At 40.4% G+C, this 25,601-nt stretch carries 18 protein-coding genes; 12 read left to right on the forward strand and 6 right to left on the reverse strand.

The features are described from left to right. Positions 1–33: 33 nt before the first annotated feature. The 5 genes from VK541_RS09575 (at position 34) to VK541_RS09595 (ending at position 7,885) form a co-directional block, all read left to right on the forward strand. Positions 34–1,497: a hypothetical protein gene (locus VK541_RS09575; RefSeq protein ID WP_324369352.1), complete on the forward strand. Its 1,464-nt coding sequence runs from the start codon at positions 34–36 to the stop codon at positions 1,495–1,497. Between the two features lie 42 nt (positions 1,498–1,539). After that, a complete protein-coding gene (locus VK541_RS09580) occupies positions 1,540–2,604 on the forward strand; it encodes a PKD domain-containing protein (protein WP_324369354.1) in 1,065 nt (354 codons plus the stop codon). A 360-nt stretch (positions 2,605–2,964) separates the two neighbouring features. Beyond that, positions 2,965–4,014: a PKD domain-containing protein gene (locus tag VK541_RS09585; RefSeq protein WP_324369356.1), complete on the forward strand. Its 1,050-nt coding sequence runs from the start codon at positions 2,965–2,967 to the stop codon at positions 4,012–4,014. Between the two features lie 185 nt (positions 4,015–4,199). Then, positions 4,200–5,324, forward strand: a complete 1,125-nt coding sequence (locus tag VK541_RS09590; protein ID WP_324369358.1) for a DUF5013 domain-containing protein — start codon at positions 4,200–4,202, stop codon at positions 5,322–5,324. A 92-nt stretch (positions 5,325–5,416) separates the two neighbouring features. Beyond that, positions 5,417–7,885, forward strand: a complete 2,469-nt coding sequence (locus VK541_RS09595) for a glutaminase family protein (RefSeq protein ID WP_324369360.1) — start codon at positions 5,417–5,419, stop codon at positions 7,883–7,885. 83 nt (positions 7,886–7,968) lie between these two features. Here VK541_RS09595 and VK541_RS09600 read toward each other — a convergent pair whose 3' ends face one another. Next, positions 7,969–8,673, reverse strand: a complete 705-nt coding sequence (locus tag VK541_RS09600) for a class I SAM-dependent methyltransferase (RefSeq protein WP_324369362.1) — start codon at positions 8,671–8,673, stop codon at positions 7,969–7,971. Positions 8,674–8,860: 187 nt separating this feature from the next. On the opposite strand from VK541_RS09600, the gene VK541_RS09605 reads away from it, so the two are divergent. Then, complete coding sequence (locus VK541_RS09605; RefSeq protein ID WP_324369364.1) at positions 8,861–9,595, forward strand: capsular polysaccharide synthesis protein; 735 nt, start codon at positions 8,861–8,863, stop codon at positions 9,593–9,595. A gap of 105 nt (positions 9,596–9,700) precedes the next feature. Here the strand turns inward: VK541_RS09605 and VK541_RS09610 are convergent, their stop codons facing one another. Together VK541_RS09610 and VK541_RS09615 are read right to left on the reverse strand one after the other, a co-directional pair. Next, positions 9,701–11,044 (reverse strand): hypothetical protein, encoded by a 1,344-nt coding sequence (locus tag VK541_RS09610; RefSeq protein WP_324369366.1) that lies wholly within the window; start codon positions 11,042–11,044, stop codon positions 9,701–9,703. Between the two features lie 503 nt (positions 11,045–11,547). Beyond that, on the reverse strand, positions 11,548–13,188 hold the full coding sequence (locus tag VK541_RS09615) for a vitamin K epoxide reductase family protein (protein ID WP_324369367.1): 1,641 nt from the start codon (positions 13,186–13,188) through the stop codon (positions 11,548–11,550). A 210-nt stretch (positions 13,189–13,398) separates the two neighbouring features. On the opposite strand from VK541_RS09615, the gene VK541_RS09620 reads away from it, so the two are divergent. Both VK541_RS09620 and VK541_RS09625 read left to right on the forward strand, forming a co-directional pair. Further along, positions 13,399–15,585, forward strand: a complete 2,187-nt coding sequence (locus VK541_RS09620; RefSeq protein WP_324369369.1) for a peptidase domain-containing ABC transporter — start codon at positions 13,399–13,401, stop codon at positions 15,583–15,585. A gap of 14 nt (positions 15,586–15,599) precedes the next feature. Continuing rightward, positions 15,600–16,940 (forward strand): HlyD family efflux transporter periplasmic adaptor subunit, encoded by a 1,341-nt coding sequence (locus tag VK541_RS09625; protein ID WP_324369371.1) that lies wholly within the window; start codon positions 15,600–15,602, stop codon positions 16,938–16,940. On the opposite strand, the gene VK541_RS09630 is transcribed toward VK541_RS09625, so the two are convergent. Then, positions 16,941–17,246 (reverse strand): hypothetical protein, encoded by a 306-nt coding sequence (locus VK541_RS09630; RefSeq protein WP_324369373.1) that lies wholly within the window; start codon positions 17,244–17,246, stop codon positions 16,941–16,943. Positions 17,247–17,263: 17 nt separating this feature from the next. Beyond that, a complete protein-coding gene (locus VK541_RS09635; protein WP_324369376.1) occupies positions 17,264–17,980 on the reverse strand; it encodes a pirin family protein in 717 nt (238 codons plus the stop codon). A gap of 104 nt (positions 17,981–18,084) precedes the next feature. Here VK541_RS09635 and VK541_RS09640 point away from each other — a divergent pair, with 104 nt between their 5' ends. From VK541_RS09640 to VK541_RS09650, 3 genes are all read left to right on the forward strand, one after another. Further along, complete coding sequence (locus VK541_RS09640; RefSeq protein WP_324369378.1) at positions 18,085–20,619, forward strand: BamA/TamA family outer membrane protein; 2,535 nt, start codon at positions 18,085–18,087, stop codon at positions 20,617–20,619. 110 nt (positions 20,620–20,729) lie between these two features. Then, positions 20,730–21,332 carry a sterol desaturase family protein gene (locus tag VK541_RS09645; protein WP_324369380.1) on the forward strand — a complete coding sequence of 201 codons (603 nt, stop codon included), beginning with the start codon at positions 20,730–20,732 and terminating at the stop codon, positions 21,330–21,332. Further along, positions 21,329–23,488, forward strand: coding sequence for an alpha-galactosidase (locus tag VK541_RS09650; RefSeq protein WP_324369382.1), 2,160 nt, complete (start codon positions 21,329–21,331; stop codon positions 23,486–23,488). The genes VK541_RS09645 and VK541_RS09650 overlap by 4 nt, the downstream gene beginning before the upstream one ends. Before the next feature lies 1 nt (position 23,489). Here the strand turns inward: VK541_RS09650 and VK541_RS09655 are convergent, their stop codons facing one another. Beyond that, positions 23,490–23,786, reverse strand: a complete 297-nt coding sequence (locus VK541_RS09655) for a GNAT family N-acetyltransferase (protein ID WP_324369384.1) — start codon at positions 23,784–23,786, stop codon at positions 23,490–23,492. Between the two features lie 222 nt (positions 23,787–24,008). Here VK541_RS09655 and VK541_RS09660 point away from each other — a divergent pair. Further along, positions 24,009–25,601, forward strand: a 1,593-nt coding sequence (locus VK541_RS09660; RefSeq protein WP_324369386.1) for a PSD1 and planctomycete cytochrome C domain-containing protein, incomplete at its 3' end; no start/stop codon positions are given.

A 25,601-nucleotide genomic window follows, 5' to 3' on the forward strand; every position in this document is an offset into this window, starting at 1 on the left:
TTTTTATAAATAGTTATTTAAAACTACTGCAAAATGAAAAAAATATTTACTTACTCGTCGTTGTGCCTTCTGGCAATTATGACTATACTGACCACATCATGTAAGAGGGAAGACCTGGCTGATGTGATCACCCTTCAGGATGGCGATAAGATTGCGCTTTCCCTGGTGAACAAGATAGAGGTTGAGGGCGGCGGAACTAACTATACACTTGACAATAGTGAAATGGTGATTCCGGTGACGATTGCTTTTGATGGTCCAAGTACCAAAGCATTTACCGTACAGCTGGCAGGTAATGTCGATACAGTTGCTACATTGGTGGCCAATAAGACTTTGCCTATTGGTACGCTGCCATTTGAGGCTGGAACGTTTTCTATTCCGCCGACAATAAATATTGCCTACGGTGTTAAAAGTGTTTCTTTTAATTTATTCGTCAACCGTACATTTTTAGAGAAAAGTTATGGGTCTAACCTGGCTTTTGTTGTGAAAATGTCGGGTGCAGCAAAAGGAAATACTGTTGTTACAGGTAAAACTACTACTATTGTGGTAGTTAAAACCGGAACAATTATGAAGCCGGAGGATGTACACTATATCACTTTCAAGTCGCCAAACAGTGTCTTAAATTTACCGACTCCAGGTGAAAACCCGGGTTTTGTAGTGGGGTCTCAGGATCTGAACGTCAAGTTTGATCTGGCCCTTTCGGGAGTGGCCGGTAATCTTTTTACTGTTGATGTCGCCAAAAGCACCGAACTTGTGAACGCGGCAATACTTGCCGGAACATTGACCAATGTCGTTCCATTGCGTTTAGACCAGTACGAGATTACAGACGGAAAGGGAGTTTTTGAAGCAGGAAAAAATTCATCGGTGATTAACCTTGCGATCAAAACGAGTGCGGTATTATTCGGAGCAACAAATAAGAAATTTGCAATGGGACTGGTATTGAATAACCCGACGAAATTTCAGCTGGGTAAATCACAAACTACAATGATTGTGACAATTGATCCTAACTACTACAAAAGAGCTACGTTTAAGGCTTCACCTTTTATTATTAAAGGAACAGTAGGTGCAGTTTCTGATCTTATACCGGCTTCACATTATGATCTTGGCGGTGAGGGGGTGGCGTATCATGACAATGGAGGAAGAGATGGCGGTGACATGAGAAGGCCTGATCAGGTAGACATTGCCCCTGATAATATTGCTGTAGGCTGGGTCGGCTCAAATGAGTGGCTAACCTATACTGTTGATGTGGAGGAAGACGGTGTCTATGAAATGAATGCCATATTTGGCTCTCCAAGTGATATCAGGTCATTTTCTGTATTCTCCTGGATAAACAACATAACGGGGGGAACAATAACGGTTAAGAAAACAAGCGGAAACGGTTACTCAGATCAGCAGCCGAACCGTTCAGATGTAACACTTAAGAAGGGTATTCAGGTACTGAAGGTCTATTTTGATAATGCGGAATACGACTTCAGAGGTCTGATCTTTACCAGAAAGTAAAAAAACTAACCAACCTAATACAAACAACTAAAAAATAAGGCTATGAACAGATTAATTAAGCCAATATCATTCCTAATTGTTGCGCTCACAATAGCATCCTGTTCAAAAAATAAAAGCGGGGTAGAGGTGATTGATGAAGAGGGGGCGAGACCTTTTGTTGATTACCAGATTACTGATGGGGATGACCCTTTCACTTTCGACTTTAAGAACAAATCAACAAGTTTTAAGTCACTGCAATGGAGGTTTGGAGATGACAGCGTTGCAACCGAGGATTCACCTAAACATGTTTATTTGAGTACAGGTATATTTGAAGTGAATCTAACGGCTGTCGGGGAGACGGGTACTACTGCTAAAAAGCTGGTTAAGATCAATATCCGTCCTGATGATGTGGTGGCGATCAGCGCGGTAAAGACAGGAACCGCTAACGAGATCAGATTTGTGGCCGAACCTAAAAAAGGCCTGGTCATTCAATCGATTGAGTGGAGTTTTACCGAGGTTAGCCCGGCTGTTAAATCTACTGAGCTGTCACCAACCAGAACGTATGCTCCAGGATCTTTTAATAGTTTTTCTGTTAAAATTACCTCGAGCAAGGGGTCTGTGATTAACTTTTCCAAGTTTGTAACACCTGAAGGAGTTGCGGAGAACATCACTTCCGGCGCCGCTTTCTTTCCCAATCAGACGAACCCGACAAATGTCAACGAGGTAGCTCAAAAAGTTGTGGATGGTAACCTGGAAACCAAGACCTATATCGGAGGCGCTAAGCTTCCTGTGATATTCAAATTCACGTACACCACTCCGCAAACGGTTAAAATTTATGGCATTGGTAATGGTAATGATTCTCCATCCAGAGATCCGAAATCATGGGTACTGGAAGGTTCTAATGATGACCTGACATGGGAAGTTGTGGATAGCCGGACCCAGGCTAAAAACTTTTATGATCAGAGGACGGACCTTGGTGCGAAAACTGATGGTGAACGGTATAAGAAAATGTTTTACTTTGCTGTGGCCAATCCGAAGCCCTTTTTAATCTACAAATGGACAGTTAACACAGTATTTAGTACGACCAGTACAAGTTTCCAGATATCAGAGTTTAGACTTTTCAGATAAGTTAGTTATAACACATATCTTTGATTAAGACGATGGTTCCTGAAAAGGAGCCATCTTTTTTTTGTTTTAGGACAATAAACAGCCTTTTCGTGTGTTTAAAGCCATGGTCCTAATCATTTGTGTAACATAAGAGATACAAAATGAAAATAATGTAACATTCGTCCTACAAACTTTAGCTAAAACGGTTTAAACCCGTTATTTGTACTGGTTTTTACTGATTTGGTCTGCGTTTTGCAGAGCGGCTTTAAGGACTCAGCAAATAGGTATGGATATAGGGATAGCCTGTCGATGGTTAAATTTCAGTATTTGTTGTTTCAAGGGAGAACTTTTTTTACAACGCAAATATAAATCAACAAATTAATGAAAAAATTATTTAGACCACTACTGTATCTTTTTTTTGCAGCCGCAATGGTTTCCTGTTCCAATTCCAAGGATGTAATTGAGGAGCAGATCGTGGATGGCAAAAGGCCATTGGTAAAATATGAAATCGTACCGGGAGATGATCCCTTTACTTTCAAGTTTGAGAACAACTCTGAGAACTATAAGAAACTGGAATGGAGATTCGGGGACGACAGTTTGAGTACGGATGTATCACCTGAGCATATTTTTCTGGCTACGGGAAGGTATGAAGTAGATCTTACGGCTATTTCAGAAAACGGTGCTACCGCAAGAAAGCTTCTGGTCATTGATATTAAACCTGACGATGTGCTGAAAATTAACGCAGTGAAAACTGGTGTAGAAAATGAGGTTAAATTTAGCCTGGCATCCCTGGCAGAAATAGACGCTGTTGAATGGACGTTTGGCCCGGAGGAAGTTTCTGTTGATCCATCGCCGGTCATGACCTATGGCGTAGGTACCTTGAATCCATTTAAGTTAAAAATGACCACTAAAAAAGGATCTGTCGTAGAACTGGAGAAATTTGGGACCACAGAGGGGATAGTTACCAACGTAACCAATTTGGTTACTGCTCAGGTGTCGAAGGATAATGGGGGCGGTCCGAATGCAAATGAAGGATCTTTAAAAATCATTGACAATAATGTCGAAACCAAGCTTTACCTGCCGGGCTGGGGTGGCTCCTGGTGGATGCAGTTTCAGTTCCCTTCAGAAACGATTATCAAATATTATGGCATAGGCAATGGCAATGATTCTCCTGACAGGGATCCAAAAAACTGGACGCTGGAAGGCTCAAATGACGGGATTAACTGGACAGTAGTCGATACCCGCGCTCAGGCTAAAAACTTTTATGATCAGATGTCTGACCGCGGTGCGACAAATGATGATGGAAGGTATAAAAAAATGTTTTATTTTGCTGTAGCAAATCCGCAGGCTTTTACTCATTACAGATATAATGTAAGTTCTAATTTTGGAAGCGGGGATTTTCAGATTTCGGAATTTAGATTGTATAAGTAATATAATTGTTGCAAAACAATATAGGACTATTGCTTATCTTGTATAGTATTAAACGATGGCATGGGAATTGCCATCGTTTAATCATAAGCACAGTTTGTTTAAACGGCGAGATAAGGGTTGTGAGATGGTTTAAATAATTTGCGCGATTGCTCTAAATTAATTAAACCAAATATAAAATTACCCTTATGAAAATAGCATTCAAACCATTTCTGGTTTTGTTTTGTGCTTGCGGGATTTTAGCGTGCTCAAATAATAATGATGTCGTTGAAGAACAAGTACTCGATCAAAAGAGGCCTCTGGTAGACTATGAAGTAGTCCCTGGCGATGATCCTTTCACATTTTCTTTCAAAAACAAGTCAACCAATTTTAAAGACCTGGAATGGCGCTTTGGTGATGACAGCCTATCGGTTGACGATTCTCCGTCGCACGTCTTTTTGTCTAACGGCAGATTTGAGGTCAACCTAAAGGCTACATCGGAAAGTGGCGCTACGGCAAGAAAATTAATAGTTATTAATATTGATGCTGACAGGGCAGTGAAGGTATCTGCGTCAAGATTTGGAGATGAAAGCAATGACGAGGTCCAATTTACGGTCACTTCGTTAGCCGAGATTGTTGGTGTTACCTGGGATTTTGGTGATGGCAGTCCCGGCTCTACTGACAAGTCTCCGATTAAGAAGTATCAGGAAGGCAAGCTGTATACGGCTAAAGCGTCTGTAAAAACAAGAAAGGGGTCCACTGTAACTGTGAGCAAACTGGTATCAAGTAACGGAACTCTTGTCGAGGTGATAAATAACTATCTGTTGAATGTGGGACCGAAATTCAGAACAGCTCAAAGATTTGGCGGCCGTTGGGGAATAGTAGCCGACTGGAGAGTAAATGCCGCTGTTAAACAAAGAGAAGGCGGGATGGGGAGCTGGGATGAATGGCAGGGAAATTCCATGTCACTGGAATCATGGGGTGGTGAGCCGGATATCAACAACGGTAAAATAGAACAGACTTCATTGATTCCTGTTGAGGCGGGCCAATATTATTACGAACTGAAATATTGGGACTACCAGATAAAGGACAATACGTATTTAGTAGCTGCTAAAGGGGATGCTTTACCTGATATCGACAAAGTCACTACAGATCCAAATGTATTGGGTTATCTGAAGATATTCGGCAATCAAGACGGCGGGACCGGTCCTTTGCTGTATATGCCATTCAAAGTTGAGGTAACGCAGCCGGTAACTTTTGGTTTCGTTTCTACGATGATACAGCCTGATCAAACGATGAAACTTACTTATATGAAAATATATAAACAAGAGTAAAATTTTGTATTTTTATAGCATTAAAAGAACCCAGCTGCCAAAAAACAGTTGGGTTTTTAATGGGCATGAATTTTCAACCTATAACCACACAAATGATTAGAAAACAACTTTTAGTTTTATTTTTTGCTTCCGTGATCGGAGCCGGAGCCATCGCCCAGGAAAAAAAAGCGCCGTCTTATCCCTTGATTACACATGATCCTTATTTTAGCATTTGGTCCAATACCGGCGAGGTCAACCAGTCGGTTACTAAGCACTGGACCGGTGCTGACCAGTCTTTGCTGGGCGTGATTAAGGTAGACGGCAGGTCTTATGGCTTTTTAGGTGCCATGGAACAGGTCTTTAAAAATGTGCTTGCGTCATCGGATGATCAGTCGTATAATTTTAAGTATACGGAATCGGCTCCTGCGGGAGAATGGCAATCTGCTGATTATAGTGATGCCGACTGGAAATCCGGCGCTGCCCCGTTTGGAGACGCTGAGCACCACGCAAAAACAGAGTGGAAAAGCAAGGATCTGTGGGTGAGGCGTTCTTTTGACCTGGCAAGCCTGAATTTAAAGGATCTGAGCCTGAAAATTAATCATGATGACAATATCCATGTTTACCTCAATGGCACGCTGATCTATGAACACAGGGGCTGGACTGACAATAAATTCATTTATGTTCCTGTTAAGCAGGAAGTGATTAAAAGCTTGAAGAAGACAAAGAATGTTTTGGCGATTCACATCATAAATACGGCTGGCGGCCAGGGTCTGGATGCGGGATTGGTAACGAAAGCACCTCTGGTAAATCCAATTCTTGCTGCGCAGCAAAAAAGTGTGAATGTAACGGCGACCCAAACCAGGTATGAGTTTAAAGCGGGCGGGATCGATCTTTCGCTGACGTTCACGTCGCCGCTGTTGCTGGATGATCTGAACCTGATATCACGTCCGGTTTCTTACATCACTTACAAGGTAAATTCAAATGATAAAAAAGTACACCATGTGGAAGTGCTTTTTAACGCATCAACGAATGTTGCGGTAAATACACCAGTTCAGGAGGTGAGGGCGGAGAGCAATAATTTTGGCCCGCTATCGATATTGAAAGCGGGAACTACCGAACAGCCGGTACTACAAAAGAAAGGTGATAACCTGCGGATTGACTGGGGTTATATGTATGTGGCTACGCCAATGGTAAATGGCGCTACTCAATATGTGGTGCCTTTGCACAATGCGGTTGCAGATTTCAACAGCAGTGCTAAAATAAAAAGGCCCACCTCACTGACAGGAACAAAACTGTCTTTAAGTACTGTTCTGCGATTTGGAAAGATTGGTGTGAACCCTAAGCAGCAATATGTGATGCTTGGCTACGATGACCTGGAATCGGTTCAGCTTTTTGGGCAGAACCTGAAAGCTTACTGGAATAGTGACGGCACCAAATCCTTCAACAGCGAACTGGTCAAAGCAAATGGGGATTACGCCCAGCTGATGGCCCGCACGAATACTTTTGATGCGGCGATGTATAAAACTGCATTGGATGCCGGAGGTGAAAAATACGCCAAACTTTGTGTGCTTGCTTACAGGCAGGCCATAGCGGCACATAAGCTGGTGAAAAGTCCGCAGGGTGATTTGCTGTTCATGTCTAAAGAAAACTTCAGCAATGGCTCTATATACACTGTGGATGTAACTTATCCTTCTGCTCCCTTGTTCCTGGCTTACAATCCTGAGCTGGTAAAAGGTTTGCTGAACGGCATATTTTATTACAGCGAAAGCGGGAAATGGAAAAAGCCTTTTGCTGCACATGATTTGGGGACTTATCCGCTGGCCAATGGGCAAACTTACGGTGAGGACATGCCTGTGGAGGAATCGGGCAATATGCTGATCCTGACTGCTGCGATCGCCAGGGCTGAGGGTAATGCGGATTATGCCAGAAAGCACTGGAAAACGCTGGGCGTATGGGCTGATTACCTGAGCAAGGAAGGCTTTGATCCGGGAAACCAGTTGTGTACTGACGATTTTGCCGGTCACCTGGCGAGAAACTCCAATTTATCTGTTAAGGCTATTGTGGCGCTTGGGGGTTACGGCCAGCTGGCGGCTCAGCTGGGTGAAACGGCTGATGCTAAGAAATATACAGAAATGGCGAAGGCCATGGCTTTGAAGTGGATGGAGATGGCCAGAGATGGCGACCATTATGCGTTGACCTTTGATAAGAAGGGTACCTGGAGTCAGAAATATAATCTGGTTTGGGACAAGCTGTTAGGTTTGGGCTTGTTTCCTCAGGAGGTTTACGATACGGAGGTTAAATATTATCTGACTAAACAAAATGAGTTTGGATTGCCTTTGGACAGCCGCAAGACTTATACGAAGTCTGACTGGATCATCTGGACTTCGGTCCTGGCAAATAATGACAGCGATTTTCAGGCATTGATCAATCCTGTTTATAAGTATGCTACGGAGACTTCATCCAGGGTTCCATTGAGCGACTGGCATGAGACGACTACGGGCAAGATGGTGGGTTTTCAGGCCAGGAGCGTGGTAGGCGGGTATTTTATCAAGATGCTGGAGTCTACCTGGAAGAAGAAATAGAAGTTTTCATTTAATGATTATTATACTTGGCTTAACCAAGTATAATAACCACAGTTTAAACATTGGGAGAAGTTAAGGTGTGGTTAATAAATGCCTGATCCTTTTATCAAATATGTATTGATTGAAGCTCCTAATCTACAACTGTATTCAGGTATAGAATAAAGTAACGAATCTATTCCGCAATTAAATGGTTCTTTATCCAAATAAACTCCGGATTTGAACTCTAGTCTTGTTGAAGCGCCAGTTATTATATCTTTATTTGGAGTTATTAGATTTCCGTAACTCTCTGATGCCTGATGTTCGGTGACAATGATGTATTTGTAATTTTTGAACTTATTTACAACTTGCCAAATGGATTTATTGTTTAAGTGTTGAAGAACTTGTCTAATTATCAATAGATCTCCTTCTTTTATATTACCGGTACAGCAGTCTTTACATCTAAAACTAACATTAAAAGAACTATAAATCTCCTTGTTTCTCGCAATTAAAGACTTTACAACATCGTATCCGGTATATGAATAGCTGTAGTTTGATTGACTAAGTAAATTTACCAATGTCTGGCTGACGTTGAAGTCTCCACATCCAATCTCTATTATATTCCGAACATTATTTTTTAGAATGAATCCTGAAACTGCTTTGGAATACCCCTCGACATATTGATTGTGTGAACCTGGACCTGAATAAAATTCTCCTTTACTGCCACCCCAATGGTTTTTCTTATAAATAGTATTAAATATTGTTGAGTTATATAGTGATTGATTTCGGTTCTGAAGTTTTCTTTTTTTCATGAAAATCCGGGTTATTTTGACAACTGCAGGAATGCATCATGAAGTTATAAAAAATCATTAAATATATTAACAGTATTCCGACGATGGTATTGGCAATACATTTTTGAAATCTCACAAAAAAAATTATATTTAATATGTCGGAACATTTCTTCTGGAAATTTCAAATAATAATATTAATTATAATAAAATGAGTGTAAATAATATTGTAAAAAGTATGTGGATCAAACCAGTCATTGGGGATTTACAGATTCTGTGTATTAATTCTTTCATTGCAAACGGCCTGGAGTTTCATTTATATACTTACTGTGAGATTACTAATGTCCCTGAAGGAGTGAAAATAATGGACGCTAATGAAATCTTAGACAGGTCATTGATATTCAAAGATAACAGAGATTCGTACGCGACATTTTCTGACTGGTTCAGAATAAAACTTTTATATGAAGCGGGAGGGTGGTGGGTCGATTGTGATGTGCTTTTTGTTAAAAAATTTACTTTTAAGGCCAAATATGTGTTTGCAACCGAGAGTTATATGTTTAATGGGGTAAGGCAATTCAGGATTTGCAATGCCGTACTAAAAATGCCTATGAAAAGTATTTTGGGGGAGAAGATTTTATTGAGAATAAAAGAAAGAATTAATTATGGTTTGGTAACTAATATTCCATGGACGGAAATTGGAGCTGGGTTTTTAGCGGATGAAATTTTTAAAGCAAAGTTAGATGATTACATTGTAATTCCAGAAGTATTTTGTCCAAGCGACTATGATAATTATAAGCAATTGTCCTTAAGCGGCAATTTCAAATTTGATGAAAGAACTTATGCTGTACATCTGTGGAATCAGATGTGGAAATGGAACAATATTAAGCCCTTAGATTTCGCATTAGATGATTCTTTACTTGGAGTTGCTAAATCTAAATTTTCATAATGTCAGATCCACCAATAATATCTTTTATTTTCATAAAACTAGCTTTATACGGAACGGGTAACTTTGAAAATTGTATTGTCGATTGCCTGATAGTTACTTTGTCATTTAATTGTCAGCCAGGACTTCGGCAGTCCCAAATGAATTTTGATCGTTGGCTATAACCAGCTTGTCTTTATCAATTCTAAGAAAAGCCCGATGTATTTTATTGAATCTCAATTTAACATCGTTGGATTTCTCTGTACAAGAATCTTTAGGACTATCTTCAGAAATAAAAGGATATAATATCATTTTGCTAAGAGACATATTGGAAATCGCTTTATTGGGGACTATGTCCTTGTTGTATGGTAATGAAAGAATGTCATGGAACGCATTTCTGTAAATGATGAGAAATTGTAAGGAATGGTATTGATCTATCCAGAATCTGTTTTTTGCAATGGGTATTATCTTGTTAAAATCATTTGCATATCCAGACAGAAAGTCTGCACCGCTATAGTGCCCCTCAATTATATTTGTAAGTAAATATTCTTTTGAATAATCATTTGTAAATTTATGCTTGTCACTACTAATGACTATTACATCGTCATCATTTTTGATAGCTGATTTAATAATTTTTCTTATGTTTAGCCATAAGGAAAGGTTTGTGTTTCGTTTATATCTATGTATGACTTTTAAGTCAAATTCATTTTTTCCTGAAAACTCAGCCCTGAGATCGAATTTTGTATTATTATGGGATAAATTAATTATATAGGTCGGAATCGTTATGTTTTCAAGGTCCGGTTTTGAACCATGTAGTGATGAAAGTTTATTGTCAAGGTAGAGTGTAGAAATTTTTGTCGTCTGTTCTACAAGTTTTGTGGATGCGTTGAATAATGCTGAGACACGACCATTCTCATTATTGTTAGAAGTAGCATCGGAATATCCAAATTCCTTTTGAATGGTTATAAAAGGATAAACGAACATTGCAGAACTAGTCATAGATGCTATTTTATAGTCGGCAGCCTCATAATTGATCAAACTGGCTTTTAATATAACATCAAAGAATTTCCTAAAGATAATGGTGAACTGCAGTCCGGAAAAGTTTTCCACCCAGTATAAATTTGAAGATAGTCTGATGCTGTTGGAAAACCAGCTCACCCCACCTAAAACAATATCTGCTTTTTTTTCCTTAGCGCAATCTATCGTTTCAACGAGAATTTTTTTTGAATAAAAATTGGTGAATTCTAAATCGTCTTCACCGATTATGATAAATTCCTCGTCTTTATTTATCAGATTCCTCAAAATATGTATAATTGTATTCCATAATCCCAACGCTCCGAATTTATCTTCGAAAGCCTCAACGATATTTAATGCAAACTCCTCTTTGTCTTTAAATTCATTTAAAATGCTTTCCTTACGGTCTGGTCTTTTTTTTAAATTTATAATATAAGTTGGTATTTGATTGTAATTCATTTCTGTACTTATCAAGTGCACAATAAAATTTAGTTAAGGACATTGCCCTTAACTAAATTGCCTTTTAACCATGTATCATAGTGCCTGTGCATGTCTCTGAACATGAATACGGTGTCTGGCATCCGTAGTCAACATTGAACCCATTGGCTGTACATACGCATCTCACATCTCCATTTGAGCACCCGCCGGATCCTGATCCACCTGTTCCAGATCCAGATCCAGATCCAGATCCGGACCCAGACCCTGATCCGGAACCACTTGTACAACTGTGGTCGACACAAGTCTCCCAAGGATGACAAAAGAAAAGCTCAGAACAATAACCGCCGCCAATAATGTTTTTCAGCTGCGACCTTGTGAGCACTTCTGACGCGCCAAATTTAAGCGCCTTTAATTTGAGTTTTTTCATTTTAAATTGTTTAAAGGTTAATATTTAGGTTAATTCATATTTCAATTTTTAAACGTATTGTATCTCGGATGTTGCCTAATGTATGTACTTAGGATAATTACATTGATAAGAAATATTTTAGATCGTTCACATTGTAATTTGCTGGAAGTTCATGTCCATTAATAAAAAATGTAGGTGTAAATTTAATTTCTGTCTTTTTGCACCATTCCGTCATCGCCTCAATTTTGTGTTCCTGGTTTTTTAGTTCGCCATTCATTGGATACTTATTGGAGAAGGTTGCGTAATCTTTAACATCGGCTAAATACCAGTCTCCCAGAGCCTGGTGTATTATTTCTTTATCAAACTTATCATCAATTGCCAGCAAGTGTTTAACGGGCTGAGATCTTTTATCAGTCGGGTCGTTTGTTGCAGTAAAGATAATTTGCAATTGTAAATCAGGATTGATAGATAGCAGCTCGTCCATTGGTCTGTGAGCATCAGCACAAGGGCCGCAGTAGGGATTACATACTTTGATAATTTTATGTGTTGCATTCGGGTTGCCCATGATTATACCTAGTCCATCCGGGTAATCTGAAATGAAACGCTGTTTCTCAAGTATCGCGTTAAATATTTCAGGATTATGTTTCAAACGCTGTAATTCCATAGTTACACGATTACTCTCCTTAGCGCCTCGTAATGCAGGGAGAAGTAAACTGGAAATAATAAAAGGAATTGCGAATGATGTTAAAATTTGCACACCTATTTTTAATAAAAAATCATTGGCTATTGGAAAGCCATGCCAACCCGCAATTACTGCAATAGTACATTGTAATGCAAGAATGACTTGAACTGTGAGGCAAAGTATACACCATTGTTTAGCTATTTTCCATTGATAGTAGATGGAGTAGATAATATAGGGTACAGCTGCTAAGTTTAAATATGAAAGAATTTTTAAGATCCCGGTATTGGTAATACCTAATGTTAATAAGGCGATTAAACTTCCCGTGAAATAAACAAATCCAATCACACTCCAACTGATACCGAAAATCTTTGCCTCTTTCGATTTCAGGATTGCTCCGCAATTTGTTTTTTTTCCAGAAGAACAGATGTGCTGTAGAAGAAGATTGTTTTGATCAATTTCATACCACAACAATAATGTCGTAACCAGAACCCCACCGAGCGTTACAATAGAGAAAAGTATTGGGAGAAGACTAATCATGCCAAATTCAGTGAGCACAAGCAAACTAGAAATAAGCAAGATTAAGGGTATGCTAAAAGCGATTAAATATTGTGATATTTTAACCCTTTTTTCCTCATGTATTTTTTCTTTGTAGTTTTTTTCGACAATGTTATCATCTGCTTCCGCCAGTAACGCAATTCCATTTGTGTTTTTCAAAAAATACTTGGTATCGTTTTTACTCCATTTTTGTTTTTCCGGGTCAAAATAATGCGTTTGATTTTGGTTTATTTCTTTGACAACAGTATATTGCAATATATCCTTAGTTCCTTTGATTTGCGCAATAAATGGAGTTGGGAGGTCAACGAGTTTTTCATCATCAAATCTGGCGACGACATTTTCAATGTTGTGATTATTGAGAATATCACTAATGCTTAGAAAACTCGGGTAATCTGGATGCTGCAGCATTTCTTGTTTAATAGTACTCCAGGAAATTTTAGCGTTGAGTAAATTAATGAGATGGAATGCAGCTTCAGGAGCATGCTCTTTGGGTTCAAAGATTCTCGATAAAAACTGTTTCATACAAAGAAATATTTATATTTTAAATATTCCTGAGTAGCAAATGCCAAAAGATAACTTATGTATTTGGTACTGAGGAGCGTTAACATATTTGGCTGATTACTGTAAATATAATATTTAATTCTTAAAACAAAATTTAATTCAAATATTTTTAATATGTTGTGCGGAAATTTAATTGCATATTCTTCTTTTTATTAGCTAATATATTTAACCATGTCTTTTTCGTTTTATCGTCAATTGAATGCTATGGATTGCGGCCCTACATGTTTACGTATGGTTTTAAAATACTATGGAAAGCACTATAACGCGGATACGTTAAGGCAGAAATCAGGGTTTAGCAAGCTGGGGGTTTCTTTATTAGGTATAAGTGAAACAGCTGAGAAAGTAGGATTTAGGACAAGAAGTGCTCAAATTGGTTACGAAAAATTATTAATAGCGCCAGCTCCGTCCATCCTTCATTGGAATCAAAATCATTTTGTCGTGTTAATTTCGATAAATAAAAAAGGTGTTAAAATAGCTGACCCGGCAAACGGAATAATTTCCTATCCTAAAGAGGAATTTCTAAAATACTGGATTTCAAATGATTTGAAGGATAGTGGTAGTGTAGGTACAGTTTTATTAATGGAACCCTCAGCTACTTTTTATGAAGATAAAGGAGAAAAAGAGCATAAATTGAATTGGGGTATAATGTTCCAATATCTTAAAACGAGTAAACGTCAGCTCTTCCTTGTGTTTATCTCCTTGCTGATTACTTCGCTATTTCAATTAATCCTGCCTTTTCTTACTAAAAGCATGGTAGATACAGGTATAAACACCCGTAATCTGCAATTCATAACTATAATTCTTATTGCTCAGTTGATGTTAAGTTTTAGCAGTACGTTTATAGGATTTATAAGAAACCGATTGCAACTGGCAATTTCGAATACTATTAACATATCTATTCTTTCGGATTTTTTAATAAAGCTGACAAGATTGCCTATTTCTTATTTTGACAATCACCATACTGGAGATACCCTGCAGCGTATTAACGACAATAGACAGATACAAGCATTTATTACAGGACAGACGATGACAACATTATTCTCTGTGTTTAATTTTTTAGTTTATTCTATTGTCCTGATACTTTTTAACATACAGTTGTTCTTAGTATTTACTATAGGTAACATTATATATTTTGGATGGATACAGTTATTTATGGCAGGTAGACGTAAGCTTAATTATGATGGTTTTGATATTTCCTCTAAAGCAAGCAATTCAACGTTACAATTGGTTCAGGGGATGCAAGAGATAAAACTGAATGGGGCTGAACAGCTAAAGCGATGGGAATGGGAAAATATACAGGTTAATGTCTTTAAGCTTAATTTTAAGAGTTTAAATTTTGGTCAGCTGCAATCTGCCGGAGGATTATTTATTAATCAGGGTAAAGATATAGTGATTAGTTTTATGGTAGCTCAAATGGTGGTTCGAGGGCAGCTTACATTTGGGACTATGTTAGCTGTTCAGTATATCATAGGATCATTAAGCGGACCTGTTAGTCAGTTCATAGGGCTTTCTCAAAGTATACAGGATGCCAAAATAAGTATGGAAAGGTTAAACGAAATACATGAGTTAGAAGATGAGGAGCCAAATGAGAAGGATTTCTCTATGAGTTTACCCGAACAGAAAGACTTAAGTTTAAAAAATTTATCATTTACATATCCGGGAGCAGGCAATGATCCTGTCCTTCAGGAAATTTCATTAGATATTCCGGAAGGGAAAGTAACTGCAATTGTCGGTGTCAGTGGAAGTGGAAAAACTACAATTTTAAAATTATTATTAAAGATCTACGAACAATATTTAGGTGAAATAAAAGTGGGAGAGAGCAATTTTAAATATATAAGTCCTTCCTTCTGGCGCAGACAATGTGGTGCTGTTTTGCAGGATGGTTATATCTTTAATGATACTTTTGCCCGTAATATTGTTGTAGGAGATGAATATATAGATCAGGAAAAATTAATTCGAAGTTGTCAAATAGCTAATATTCTGTCTTTTATCGAAACCCTCCCAAACGGATTTAATACGAGACTTGGTGCTGATGGTGCTGGGATTAGTCAAGGACAAAAACAAAGATTGTTAATTGCAAGAGCTATATATAAAGATCCCCAATATCTATTTTTTGATGAAGCAACAAATTCACTTGATGCCAATAATGAGAGATTAATAGTAGAGAATTTAAATGAATTTTTTAAAGGCAGGACAGTTGTAGTTGTTGCGCACAGATTAAGTACCGTCAGAGACGCAGATAAGATAGTGGTTTTGAGGGAAGGAAAGATTGTGGAAGAAGGTTCTCACAATCATTTAGTTTCTATCAAGGGTCATTATTATGAATTAGTACGAAATCAATTGGAACTTGGTACATAACATTGACTAATATTATGAACGAACATTTAGAAAATGCTGACGAAAAAGAATTTTTAACAAGTCGAATACTTTCCTCCAAAGTTAGTCAGCGTTCAGAGTTAGCACAGGAATTTATATCAAGGAAATCGGGAGTGTTAGAGCAATGGTCATTATTTATTTTTTTGGTTGTATTGTTGTTGCTGCTGGCTTCGACCTGGTTTATACAATATCCCGATATTATAGAGACACGTGCTATACTGACTGCTGAAAATGCACCTAAAGAAATTATTTCAATACAGGATGGACGATTGGTTAAGCTGTTTATCCATAATAACAAAGAAGTTGCAAAAAATCAAATCATAGCCTGGATTGAAAATACTGCAAGTCATGAGGAAATCATTGATCTCTCGAAACAATTGGACAGCAGTACCTTGTGGTTGAATTCCGACAAGCCGGAAAAGGTATTTAAATTATTTAATAAAAGTTATAATGATCTTGGTGAAATACAGCCTCGCTATCAACAGTTTATTGTATCCTGGCAACTTTATAATGATTATTTAATTAATGGGTTTTATCTAAGAAAAAAACAAAAGCTTGAAGAGGACATTCTCACCTTAAATGGCATGAGAAAAACAATAGAGAGCCAGAAATCGCTTACAGAAAAGGACTTATCTTTGGCTAAAGAAACTTTTAACGCGAATAAATCTTTATTCGAAAAACAAGTGCTTTCTAACGAAGAATTCCGCAATGCTGAAAGCAGGTATGTAAATAAGGAAATGGTCGTTCCACAACTCGAAGCCTCAATTCTCGGTAATGAAACGCTGCTGCGCGATAAATCCAAGGAAATTGAACAGCTAAATCATGATATGATTCAACAGAAAGTAATTTTTCAACAGGCTATACAGTCTTTAAAAAGCGAAGTTAGTGAGTGGTTAAGAAAATATGTAATAAAGGCCCCAATTGAAGGAAAAATTTCTTTTATTGTTTCAATGCAAGAGAATAAGCACCTGCAGTCTGGAAGAATATTGGGTTATGTAAATCCAGTTGAGAATCGTTTTTATGTGGAAACGCATTTGTCCCAAAAAAACTTTGGAAAAATTGATACGGGATTGAGTGTTCAATTGCGATTTGACGCGTATCCTTATCAGGAACTCGGTTTTATAGAAGGTAAGTTACAATATATCTCAAATGTGCCTTCAGATAGCGGTTTTCTTGCGAATATCAAGTTAAATAATGGTTTGATCACAAATAATAATAATCGAATTCCCTATAAAAATGGGTTAAAGGCAAATGCTATTATAATTACGAAAAATATGCGTTTGTTGCAACGTTTTTATTATGATCTGGTCAAGGCAACATCAATGGGGAACAAATAGCTATTGCCTCCCCAAACACTCATAGATCTCTGCGAAAAGCAAACCGCTGCCGCCTCCGTAATGGTGTACTACCGGTACTTTAGATCTTGATCTGGCGACTATATTTTCAAACTCTGTTTCTTCTTCTTTGGTTAAGCCTGCGCCCATCAGCACCAGATCAAATGAAGCAGATTTAAATACTGTGATGGCCTGCTCTAAAGTACTTGCACCCGTACCGTTCATGGTCTCATTGGCATTAATGAGCCGTACAATGGTATTCAGGATTTCCTGATGGGTGCAAATAATTAGGATCTCAGTTTGTTTCATAGGGTAATATAAGCATTTTAAAAGTTCATAGGAACTTCCATCAAAAGTATCTGGCTGCCTGCTGCGGCTTCTATGCGTACATTTTCAGTTTCCCATATTCCAAAACCATCTCGCTCAGTCAGCGTCTGCCCTTCAACTTTAACCTCTCCTTTGAGTACAAATACGTACAGGCCATCGCCTTTGTTTTTAAACTGATAGTCTGTTTGAGTTGTTTTGTCAAACTTGCCGATGTTGAACCACGCGTCCTGATAGATCCACACTCCATCATCATCTTTGTTTGGAGATAAGATCTGGCTGAACTGATTGGTTTTCATTGAGCTGTCGTACCTTAGCTGCTGATATCTTGGTGTTACATTGCGCTGATTGGGGAACAGCCAGATCTGCAGGAACTGAACGGGCTGATCTTTGTCTTTGTTGAACTCTTTATGATAGATTCCGGTGCCTGCGCTCATGACCTGGATCTCTCCGGATTCGATGACGGCAACATTTTCCATGCTGTCTTCATGCTGCAAGGAACCTTCCAAAGGTATAGAGATGATCTCCATGTTGTCATGGGGGTGTTCACCAAAACCTTTTCCGCCACTTACCCAGTCATCATTCAATACCCTTAATGCTCCAAAATTGATGCGTTCCGGGTTGTAATGCATACCAAAGCTAAAGGTATGGAAGCTTTTCAGCCATCCATGGTCAGATTTGTCTCTTGTTGCTGCCTGATGTAATACTGTCTGTGCCATTTTCTTTCTGTTTTAAATTAACACCACAAAATTACAGCTGTGATTCCGAAAAAATCTTACCATAGATTAAGAAATGATCCGCAATATATTCGGATATTTAAACTATGCTAAAATATGTCCTCACTTCTGCGCTGCTGCTGTTCAATTTCCTGATAAAAGCCCAGGATTCCATTAGCGTTAAGATCTATCCGAAGTACGATAGTGTGGGTAAATTTCACCGCTTCCTTTTCGGAGAGAATTATCGCAAGGAATATGCCAGCGAAACCAAAGTCCCTGTGATCAGGATATCCGAATTCAATGGCGGACTGACACCAACCCAGCGCGGGGGCGGGAATCAGTCACATTCCCTGAGATTGGTGGACAATAAGGGTAAAGAGTGGGTATTGCGGAGTGTGGAGAAGTTTCCGGAGATACTCTTGCCTGAGGTATTCCGAAAAACATTTGCCGGAACTGCTATAAAAGACAACATGTCGGCGCAAAATCCATTTTCAGCATTGGTTGTTCCTGAAATAGCCGATGCCGCAGGGGTTCCGCATACCGATCCTATGATCGGCTGGGTTTTACCTGATGCTCAACTCGGGGAATTTTCTGATGTTTTTGCCAATACACTTTGTCTGCTGGAAGAAAGGGAACCGGTTGGTGATACAGACAATTCATTGAAGATGATGAAAAAGCTGGACGACAACAGCGACAATGGTTATGACGGAACGCAATTGCTAAAGGCTAAAGCGCTTGATGCACTGCTGGGCGACTGGGACCGGCATGAGGACCAGTGGCGCTGGAAACCGGAGAAGAATGCAGATGGAAATACCAAATACCTCGCCATACCGCGTGACAGGGACCAGGTTTTTTATTTGTCAGAAGGGGTGATACCGAGATATGCGCAGTCTTCATGGCTGCTGCCTATGATACAGGGCTACGAAAGAAATCTTCCAGACATCAACTGGTTTTTTTGGGAGGGCAGGGCTATTTATGCCAGATGGTTTGCACAGATAGAAGAAAAGGAATGGACAAGGGTGGTCAATGAATTTTGTGCGGCAATGACTGATGAGGTATTTGAAAAGGCGCTCAGAAAATTACCGGAACCGGGTTATTCCCAGCGCCATGACCGATTGCTGAAACAGCTAAGGGAACGGAGAAAAAACCTCCCCGATCTGATGGCGCAATACTATCGTTTTGTAAACCGGATAGTGGATGTGCAGGCCACCAATAAAAACGAGCTGCTGAATGTAAAAGATGCTCCGGGCGGTGGGCTCAGCATCACCATCAACAAGCTGACCAAAGAAGGGGAGACGAGGGAGGTGATCTTTAACCGGACCTTCGATCCAAAGGTGACACAGGAGATCAGGTTGTATGTGAAAGATGGGAATGACAGTCTGGTGCTCAACAACAACTCTTCGGCTATTGCGTTAAAAATCGTGGGCGCGGAGGGGGAAAAAGCTTATCACATTGAAAATGCATATCGTAAGGTTAAAATATTTGGGAGGGATGACAATGTCTCATTTAGCGGAAAAACGAGTCTGGTCAGCAAAAGTCTGGACAATGACACCTCCAATACCCATTTTGTAGCTACGGATCTTTACACACGCCGGATGCTGCTGCTAAACGCAGGGTATAATATCGACGACAGGGTACTCCTTGGTTTATCTTACAAAATCACTCAGCCGGGGTTCAGGAAGCTGCCTTTCGGCAGCACACATGCTTTCTCTTTTTTACATTCTTTTGCTACTTCAGGATTCCGGTTTGGTTATACCGGCGAACTCTTTAAAGTTTTAGGAAAAGCCGACCTCATTTTGCAGGCAAATGCCTTTGCACCGGAGAACTCCCAGAATTTTTATGGTCTGGGCAATGAAACCACCTTCAATAAAACCGGTGATTTTATCAGGTATTACCGGGCAAGGTTTAGTTTATATCAGACAGACGCCGCGCTGCGCTGGCATTTTGGGAAATCGACACTCAGCGCGGGCCCGTCTGTTCAGTATTACAGGTACAGCCGGGATGACAACGACGGAAGGTTCATCAATAATACCGCAGAGCTCCATTCACCGGACAGTGCGGTGATCAACAGGGACAAGGTTTATGCTGGTGCTGTGCTCAACTTTATCCATGACAACAGGAAAAGCAGTATTTTGCCTTCATCAGGGACCTATATTGACGCGAAAATCTCGACCTATAAGGGACTCAATACTTTTTCGAATTCTATCGCACAATTTACCGGGAGTGTTGCTTTTTATAAAAGTCTGGACAAGAAAGATCATTTGGTGATCAGTGACAGAGTTGGTGGCGGCATCACTATTGGCAAGCAGGCCTTTTACCAGTCGCAGTTTCTGGGCGGGCAGGGCAATCTGCTGGGTTATCGTGAATTCAGGTTTGGCGGACAGCATAGTTTGTATAATAACTTGGAAATGCGGCTTAAAGTAGCAAATTTTGTCAACTATATATTACCCGGTGAGTTTGGTCTTGTAGGTTTTCATGATGTAGGCAGGGTCTGGAAAAAAAGAGAGCGTTCGGACGTTTGGCACCAGGGATACGGCGCTGGCATATATTTTGCGCCTGCATCGCTGGTGGTGATCCGTGCGGTAGCGGGATATTCCAATGAAGGCTGGTATCCCTATGTTGCAATGAAACTGAGGTATTAAATACGGTCATGGAATTTTCATAAGCGCAAAAAACAAATCCTCAATAACAAAGAAAAAAGGGAAAACCCGTACTTTAGATTCCCGTTTAAGATGCACCAAATGTTTAAGTGATGAAGAAGAATTTTATATCTAATTCCAGCGAATCTATCAGGATGTTTAAGAACCCGCTTTTAGAGGGTTTGTCTAAGGTGCCTTATTTTATTCCGCTGATCGTTTTTGTCCCGGTAATTGGTTATTTCTGCTGGGAATCTGCAGCGATGAACGGACCGGTGTTGTTTACGGGTTATTTGCTGCTGGGGTTGTTTGTCTGGACATTGACGGAATACATCATGCATCGGTTTGTGTTTCACTTCTATCCTAAGTCTGAATGGGGGAAAAGAATTCATTTTATATTTCATGGAGTCCATCACGATTATCCAAATGATGCAAAACGTTTGGTAATGCCGCCTTCTGCGAGCATTCCCCTGGCCCTGGCATTCTACCTGCTGTTTAAATGTACGCTGGCACCGGCCTTGCTGGATGGCTTTTTTGCCGGATTTATTGTGGGCTACGTTTTCTATGATATGACCCATTATATGCTGCACCATGCTCAGTTTAAGAACGCATTCTGGAAGAAACTGAAGCAGCAGCACATGTTGCATCATTATGATGATTCCACCAAAAAATATGGTGTTACTTCGGGTATATGGGATAAAGTTTTTGGTACCAGATGAAAAGCCTTTTTACAGGACTCCTGCTGCTGGCTGCCATTGGTATACAGGCTCAAAAGAAAAACGTTGTAAAGTCAGACTGGCTGATCAATCCTGCGGGTTACGACGCCCGGGTAACGAAATCCGGTAATCAGGATGAGGTAATGCTGGAAAACGGCCTGGTCAGGAGGACATTTAAACTAAGTCCTAACCTGGTTTGCATAGACTATCTCAATTTGGGCAGCGGTCAGCAACTGCTTCGCGCCCTCAAGCCCGAAGCCAGACTGACTATAAATGGCAGGAACTATCCTATAGGCGGGCTGCATGGCCAGAAGGAAAATGCTTATCTGAGACGGGAATGGCTGAACCAGTTTACCGCGGGCAAGACCGATTTTCAATTGACCAATTTCGAAATCACGGCTATAATCCCGTACATCAATTGGAAAAGCAAGTTTTGGGCTACCAACCACAAGCAGGCTACCGGTCAGCGGCTTTCCTTTCATTTCCGCCCCGGTGCTGCTGAACTTGAAGGATTAATGGTCACTGTGAATTACGAAATTTATGACGGAATCCCGTTGATCTCAAAATCCCTGACCATTGAAAACAAAAGTGAGCGGTCTTTTAAGATTGACCGTGTGGTCAACGAAATACTGGGGCTTGTTGAGGAACAAAGCGCCGTCGTTGGTTCTGCGGAAAAGATGGGCAAACAACAAGGCATTTATTTTGAAACAAATTATGCTTTTAACAACGCGATGCGGTATGACATGAGTGATCAGACTACGCATTGGAAGGTTGATTCTGCGTATACCTCGCAGGTCAACTATGATTACCAGACGCCATGTCTGCTGGAGATCTATCCGGATAAGGCCCCTGGTATAATGCTTAAAAAAGGAGAAGTATTTAATTCGGTACGGACATATGAGTTGCTGATGGATAGTTACGACAGGGAAAGAAGGGGACTGGCGGTACGTAAAATGTACCAGACCATCGCACCCTGGACCACGGCCAACCCGATATTTATGCACCTGGTGAGCAAAACCGAGGAAGAGGTCCGCACGGCGATAGACCAGTGTGCCATAACTGGCTATGAAGCCCTGATCCTGAGTTTTGGCAGTCACTGCAATGTAGAAGATACGGCTGCGGCAAATATTAAGAAGTGGAAAGAGATTGCCGCTTACGCACATAGTAAAAAGATCTTCATCGGCAGCTATTCCCTGTTCAGTTCCAGGAAGATCAGTGATCAGGATGATGTGATTGATCCAAAAACAGGTAAACCTGGTGGTGCTTTTTTTGGAAATGCACCTTGCTTTGGCAGTAAATGGGGACTTGAATACAGGGACAGGATCAAAAACTTTTACAAAGAGACAGGGTTTGACATTTGGGAAAACGACGGGCCTTACCCGGGTGATGTCTGTGCATCGACTACACATCCGGGACACTTGGGGCTGGATGATTCTCAATGGCGGCAAATGGAGATCCAGAAAGAGCTGTACCGTTCTATGAATGAACAGGGTGTTTATATCAATGCGCCGGACTGGTATTTTCTGGACGGTACGCATAAGATTGCAATCGGATACCGCGAAGTAAATTTTTCGCTGCCCAGGGAAAATCAGATGATCCTGAACCGTCAGAATATCTACGACGGCACATGGGAGAAGAACGCTTCTATGGGTTGGGGTTTTGTCCCGCTGACCAGGTACCAGGGGGGCGGGAAGGAAGCAGTTCTCGAGCCTTTAAAGGACCACCTCAAAGATTATGAACAGCTGATGGTGCAATATTATGGGGCAGGGGTACAGGCCTGCTACCGGGGTCCGCGGCTCTATGATACGGATTCTACCAAACGGACGGTCATCAAAGTGATTGACTGGTATAAGAAATACAGAAACATCCTGAATTCAGAGATCATTCATTTGCGCAGGGCAGACGGAAGGGACTGGGACGGACTGCTGCATGTAAACCCGCGTCTGAAAACCAAGGGACTGCTGATGCTGTATAATCCTTTGAAGCAAAAGATCACACGTACTGTAAAGATCCCTTTATATTACGCAGGTTTAACAACCACTGCCAGTTTACGTGAAAAAGGTGGTGCTGCCAGGGTTTATCAGCTTGACAGGGAGTACGCAGTCAGTTATACCTGTACGCTCCAGCCTGAAAGTTACGGCTGGGTAACTATAGAATAACTTATTCTTTGTCTACAAGTCTTAACCATTCAGGATGACGCTTTAAATAGGCGGCAATAAAGGGACAAAGCGGAACCATTTTGTAGCCGTTTTCTTCTAAATAGACAAATGTTTTTTCGACTATTGCTGTAGCTGAGCCCCTGCCTTTTAACTCTTCAGGGGCCTCTGTATGTATCAGCCAGATTTTTTTACCACGTTCTTTAAATTCAATAAAGGTGGTGTAAGTACCGGTGATCAATTCGAAACGATTTTTATCGGCATTTTTAATCAGGGGCACGTCCAGGTATTCCTCATTCATATTTTTTGTCTTTTAAACTGTAATTTTTGAGATAAGGCAAAGTAATAATTAAAAAAATATGATCCTATCATAATGGCCAGACAGGGATTTGAAAGGTGTTATGTTCATATGTTCATACAAATTGACAATTATCTTAAAAATTCGTTGCGATTCCGGATAGTTTATCCTAAATTTATAACGGCAGACGCAGGTCGGCCCACACATGAAACCAATAATTACTGTATGAACCGGAGGCTTGTTTATTTAATGCTGACGTTTTTGACTATTGTATATGCCATACAGGCATGTAACAACAATTCAACTACAACCCAGGTTGCCGAAGAGGAGCTGCCTGACAGCATCAGCTATAATTTTAATGTAAGACCCATCTTATCAGATAAATGCTTTATCTGTCATGGGCCGGATGCGAATAAAAGGGAGGCGGGGCTGAGACTTGATATCGCTGAAGAAGCCTTTAAAGCACTAAAGGACAACCCTTCTGCGCACGCACTCGTTGCTTTTAAACCAAATGCTTCGGAGGTTTTCCTGAGGATCTCTTCCAAGGATTCTGCGTATATGATGCCGCCAAAATCCTCTAATCTTAAATTGACCGCATACGAAATTTCTGTCCTGGAGAAATGGATAAAACAGGGCGCTAAGTATGAGAAGCACTGGGCCTTTACTCCGCCGAAACTTCCTGCAGTTCCTGCTGTAGCCAATAAAACCTGGCCAAAAAATGAGATTGATCATTTCATCCTGAAAAAATTGGAGCAAAAGCACCTGGAGCCAAATAAGGAGGCGGATAAGGAACGGTTGCTCAAGCGGCTCAGTCTTGATTTGACCGGCCTGCCGCCAACTTTAGCCATGATGGACCAGTTTATGGCCGATAACAGCAGCAATGCCTATGAGAAAATGGTGGACCAGCTGCTTCAAAATCCTGCTTACGGGGAGAAGATGGCTTTGCACTGGCTGGATATTGCAAGATTTGCCGATTCTCACGGATATCAGGACGATAATTATCGTTCGCAATGGCCATGGAGGGATTGGGTGATCCATGCCTTTAATAAAAATATGTCTTATGATCAGTTTATTACATGGCAGCTGGCCGGCGATTTGATGCCGAATTTCAGCAAGGAACAATTACTGGCCACCGGTTTCAACAGAAATCATAAAATCACTGAGGAAGGTGGGGTGGTGGATGAAGAATACCGGGTAGAGTACGTGACCGACCGCACCAATACTTTTGGTAAGGCCATTATCGGGGTGACCCTGGAATGTGCGCATTGCCACGACCATAAATACGATCCTTTTTCTCAGAAGGAGTATTACCAGGTATTTGCTTTTTTTAACAATGTTAAGGAAGTAGGGATCGAAGGTGTAGTGGGCGGACCGGAAACTTACGCGAAGAAGCCGCTCATGGAGATCAGCAATGAGGATGTAAAGAACATCCTGACCTTTGTCAATAAACAGGATACCAACAGGCTGATCGTTTCTGTGATGGGTGATCAGGATACCGTAAGAAAAACCTACATCCTCAAAAGAGGCGGCTATGATGCACATGGTGATGAGGTTAGCGCCGGAACACCTAAGTCTCTTTTAAGTTTTAGTGATAAATACCCCAAAAACAGACTGGGCCTGACCCAGTGGCTGTTTGATAAACAAAACCCGCTGACATCCCGTGTTTTTGTAAACCAGATCTGGCAGGAAGTCTTTGGCCGGGGTATCGTGAAAACCTCGGGTGATTTTGGTATGCAGGGCGAACTGCCCACGCATCCTGAGCTGCTCGACTGGCTGGCGGTAGATTTTATGAACCACAAGTGGGACATCAAGCGTCTC

Source organism: Pedobacter sp. (assembly GCF_035317785.1).
Taxonomy (GTDB): domain Bacteria; phylum Bacteroidota; class Bacteroidia; order Sphingobacteriales; family Sphingobacteriaceae; genus Pedobacter.